This is a genomic window from Glycomyces dulcitolivorans, from assembly GCF_003265355.1.
Classification (GTDB): Bacteria; Actinomycetota; Actinomycetes; order Mycobacteriales; family Micromonosporaceae; genus Glycomyces; species Glycomyces dulcitolivorans.
In genome coordinates, this window is sequence record NZ_QFRW01000169.1 from 1 (window position 1) to 4,538 (window position 4,538).

At 75.0% G+C, this 4,538-nt stretch carries 3 protein-coding genes; all 3 read right to left on the reverse strand.

The window, feature by feature from the left end; translation table 11 throughout:
* A partial coding sequence (locus tag DI269_RS13610) for a DUF5682 family protein (RefSeq protein WP_112136721.1) occupies positions 1-1,868 on the reverse strand: 1,868 nt, incomplete at its 3' end.
* Positions 1,865-2,950 (reverse strand): ATP-binding protein, encoded by a 1,086-nt coding sequence (locus DI269_RS13615; protein WP_112136723.1) that lies wholly within the window; start codon positions 2,948-2,950, stop codon positions 1,865-1,867. The genes DI269_RS13615 and DI269_RS13610, both read right to left, overlap by 4 nt.
* The coding region (locus DI269_RS13620; RefSeq protein ID WP_157974974.1) for a DUF4132 domain-containing protein at positions 2,947-4,538 on the reverse strand (1,592 nt) is incomplete at its 5' end. The genes DI269_RS13615 and DI269_RS13620, both read right to left, overlap by 4 nt.

Genomic DNA, 4,538 nt, shown 5'->3' on the forward strand with positions numbered 1-4,538 from the left:
GCCCAGGCGAGGCCGAGGGCGGCGCCGCGCAGGTCCGGCGGGGCCTGCGGGTCGAGGGCGATCCGGTCGGCCGCACTGGTCACTGTGGACGCGGCCGGGGACAGGCCCGGGGCGTGGCGGACGGCGTCGCGCAGGGCCACGAGCGCGCCGAGGCGTCCGGGGTCGGCGGGGCCGGGCGGGGCGTGGAGCCCTTCGGCGAGCCACATGATGCGGTCGCAGCAGGCGGCCACGACCGAGCCGTACAGGTCGCTGCCGGCGGTGCCGAACAGGTGGTCGTGGCGCCACAGGGCGAGCGCGACCGCGAGGGCCTGGCCGACGGCGTCGAGGTCGCTGGACTCGGCGACGGCCGCCTCCACGGCGGAGCCGAGGCGGTCGGTGAGGTGGGCGCGGCCGCACAGGGCGGCGTCGAAGAGGATGGCGGCCAAGGCGTCCAGGGCGCCGTCGCGGTCGAGGCGCTGCTCCAGGACGGTCTGGGCGGCGTCGCCGAGCGTCGCGCCGAGCGCGCCGGCCTCGATGAGCGCGGGGAGGCGGTCCTCGCCGCGGCGCAGCGTCCAGTGCTCCTCGGCGGTGACGTCGGCGCCCGCGGAGGGGCCGTCGTCGCGGCGCACGCCGGGGACGGCGAGGAGGCGCAGGCAGTGGAGGACGCGGCTGCGCGCGAGGTCGCCGGGTCGGGCGAGGTCGAGGCGGAGCGAGCCGTCCTTGTCCAGGCCCAGGCGCTCCAGCTCGGCCTGCGCGTCGGCGACGAGCGGCGGCGCGGGCGTGGACGGGTGGAGGCGCCCGACGCGCTCGCCGGTGAGGGCGGCGGTCATCTCGACGACGACCGGATGCGTTCCGGGCGTGAGGGTCCCGCGCCGAGTCCACGGCAGCGGGCCTTCGAGGTCGTCGCTGATGAGGGCGCTGGCGAGGCCGTCGAGGAGGTCGGTGCGGCCCGGGACGGCGTGGCCGCGCAGGCGCGCGAGGCCGTCGGTGAGCGCGCGGGCGCCGATGAGGTCGGCGGTGGAGACGTGGAGTCCCTTGCCGCGCAGGCGGGTCGTGATGCGCTCCATGAGGGCGCCGGCGGCGACGGCGGGGCCGTCCTCCCACAGGCGCTGGTAGTACTCGGGCGAGGGCATCCCGGACTGGTAGCCCGCGAAGGAGTCGAGGCGCTTGAACGAGTACGGGACGAGGAACCCGCCGGTCTCGGTGTCCTCGGGCGGGAGCGGGACCTCGGGGGCGGTCTGATCGCCCTCTTCGGCGAGGCGGCGGAGCGCGGGGGCGTGGAAGCCGCCGCACACCACCAGGACCGGGCCGTCGTGCTCGGCGAGGGCCGCTCTGATCCATTGGGCCATATGGGCTTCGCGGGCGGTGTCGGCGCCGTTGGTGTCGGCTTCGCCGCGCACGAGGTCGAAGTAGGCGTCGAGGCGCTCGGCGAGGCCGTCCTCGTCGGCGTTCTCGACCAGGTGGTCCCACAGGGCGTCCTGGTTGTCGGCGCTGAAGGCGGCGCAGAGCCGGTCGGTGGCCTCGGTGTAGCGGCGCTCGGCGTCGGAGTAGCGGTTCTCGACCCCGTCGAAGGCGTCGTGCCAGGCGGGGAGGTCGATGAAGCGGACCTGCGCGCCGGTGCGGCGGCCCTCGGTGAGGGCCGTCCACTCCGGAGAGTAGTCGCACAGCGGGGTCCACGAGCGGCGCACTGAGGTGCCGGTGCTCGCGTACGAGTAGATCGCCACGGGCAGTTCGTGTTCGAGGGCGAGCTCGTCGAGCCGCTCGTTGAAGTCGGCCGGGCCCTCGATGAGGACGGCGGCGGGCTTCAGCTCCTCGATCCGGGCGGCGACGAGGCGGGCGCAGGCGGGCGAGTGGTGCCGCACCCCCTGGACGTGCAGTCGGTCGATCATCCCGGCAGCAGGTTCCGGGCCTGGTAGAGCGACTGCCAGTGCGGGCCTTTGCGCTTGGGGGCCTTCTGCTCCAGGTAGCGGCGCAGGCGCGCGAGGTCCTCGGCGGAGTCCTTGGCGGCGGCCCCGGCCATGCAGTCGACGATGTCGCCGGCCTCGGCGACGCCGCCGCGCAGGTACCAGGCCTTGATGCCGACGGCGTGGGCGACCGAGACGGCCTCGGCGGTGGACATGACCGCCGCGGGGCGGCCGCCGTTGGCGTCGCCGACGCGCAGGTCGCGGAAGACCCGCACGAGCACTTCGAGGACGTCGCGGGACGGGGCCTGCGGGACGCCGGAGCGCGCGAGGGCGTTGGCGGCCTCGTGCTCGACGAGGTCGAGTTCGGTCTTGAAGTCGCCGATGGGGAAGACGGTCTCGAAGTTGAAGCGGCGCTTGAGGGCCGCGCTCATCTCGTTGACGCCGCGGTCGCGGGTGTTGGCGGTGGCGATGATGTTGAAGCCCTCGCGGGCGAAGACCATCGAGTCGCCTTCGAGCTCGGGGATGGCGAGCACGCGGTCCGAGAGCGGGGACAGCAGCGAGTCCTGGACTTCGAGGGGGCAGCGGGTGATCTCCTCGAAGCGGACGACGCGGCCTTCGGCCATGCCGCGCAGGAGCGGCGCGGGGACGAGGGCGCGCTCGGTGGGGCCCTCGGAGACGAGGAGGGAGTAGTTCCAGGAGTAGGCGATCTGGTCCTCGGTGGTGGAGGCGCCGCCCTGGATGGTGAGGGTGGAGTCGCCGGAGACGGCGGCGGCGATGAGCTCGGACAGCAGCGACTTGGCGGTGCCGGGCTCGCCGACGAGCATGAGGCCGCGGCTGGTGGCGAGGGTGACGAGGGCGCGGTCGATGAGCGAGGGGTCGCCGACGAACTTCTTGGCGATGCCGCGGGACTCGTCGCCGCAGATGAACGTGCGGGCGGCCTGGAGGCTCAGGGCCCAGCCGGGCGGGCGCGGGGCGTCGTCCTCGGCGGCGAGCTTGGCGAGCTCTTCGGCGTAGCGCTGCTCGGCGGGGGGCCGCTGGAGCCGCGGCGCGGCGGTGTTGTCGGTCATGAGCTGCTTTCTAGCTGATGGATGAGGCCGGTGAGTCGGGCGAGGAGTTCGGAGGCGGGCACCGGGTCGAGGGCGCGGCCGGGGAGCGGCCGGGCCTGGTCGGGGCGGCGGTTGCGGTTCGCTTGGAGGCGAATGGAGGTGACGGTGTGGATGCGGTCGGGTTCGGGGCTGTGCCGGTCGGGGGCGGGCGCGACGTCGGCGAGGATCCAGCCGCCGGGGACGGGCTGCTGGAGGCGCCAGACCCAGGCGAGCGGCTCGCCCGGGGAGTTGTAGATCTGGGTCCAGCCCAGGCGCGCGCCGAGGTCGCCGAAGGTGCCTTGGAGGCCGTCGAAGCGGGTGAGGCGGCCGGTCTCCAGTTCGTCGTCGGTGAAGTGGAGGCCGGGGCGCGCGAGCTGGTCGAAGGGCTGGATGACCTCGTAGTCGGCGAAGACGGTGACCCAGGCGGCGGTGTCGGGGCCGAGGAGCGCGGGGTGGGCGAGGCGGATCGCGGCCGGGTCGGGGTGGAACTCGCGGTCGTCGACGTCGGCGAAGCCGCCGTCCTCGGCGATGCGGAAGCCCGCGCCGCGGCTGTGCCAGGCGAGGCGGCGGGTGAACACGCCGGTGAGGGGGTGGGCGTCGAGGACGCGGAGGTCGTCGAGGGTGAAGACGCGGCCGTTCAGCATGGCGGAGCGCAGGTGCTCGGCCTGCGCTTCGGCGGTGTCCTCGACGGTCTTGACGAGGGCCTTGTAGCGCCGGATCGCGGCCTTCCCGGCGGCGGCGTCGTCGCGGACGCCGGGCTTGGGGAGGGCCTTGCGGACCTTCCCCGCCTCGTCGGTCAGGCGCGGGGTCAGGAGCCGGTCGAAGGCGAGGTGGAACCGCCTGGGGCCGTAGTCGAACACGAGGTTCTCAGGGTCGGTGGCGCCGTGGTCGGGCAGGAGCCGGTCGGCGAGGGATTCGAGGGTGAGGCCGCGGGCGGCGGCGAGGCGCCCGGCGTGCTCGCGGGCGCGCGCGGTGGTGGTGTTGCCGAACTTGAAGGCGCGGTCGACGTTCCGCAGCGCGGTGAACGCGGCCTCGGTGCCGATGTGGGCGAGGACTTCGAGGCCGGTGTGGGCGCGGTCGTTCTGGCTGCGGCCGGGCCATTCGGCGACGAGCGGGCCGAGGACTGCCACGGTGGCGTCGTCGCCGAAGGCGCCGAGCTGGTCGACGGCCCAGGAGTCCTTGGAGGGGGCTTCGGCGCGCAGCCACAGGTCGAACAGGGCGAGCGAGAACCGTTGCAGGGAATCGGGTTCGCAGTGGGCGGCGTAGTCGTCGACGCCGGGGAACGGCAGGCGCGGGGACCACAGGGCGAGGGCCGCGATGAGGTGCGCGACCGACTCGGTCGGCAGGGCGGTCTCGTTGCCGCGCAGCATGACCGGCGGGAGCATGCGGGGGTCGGCCCAGTCGCCGGGCTTGACGGTGGCGGCGAGGGGGACGCGGGGGTCGGTGGCGAGGAGCGCTTCGATGCGGGCGAGCGCGACGGGGCCCGAGGGCGCGGCGGCGTCGAGGACGGCCCGGTCGCCGAGGCGGCGGGCGAGGTAGCGGAGCGCGGCCTCGCCGCCGTCGCGCAGGC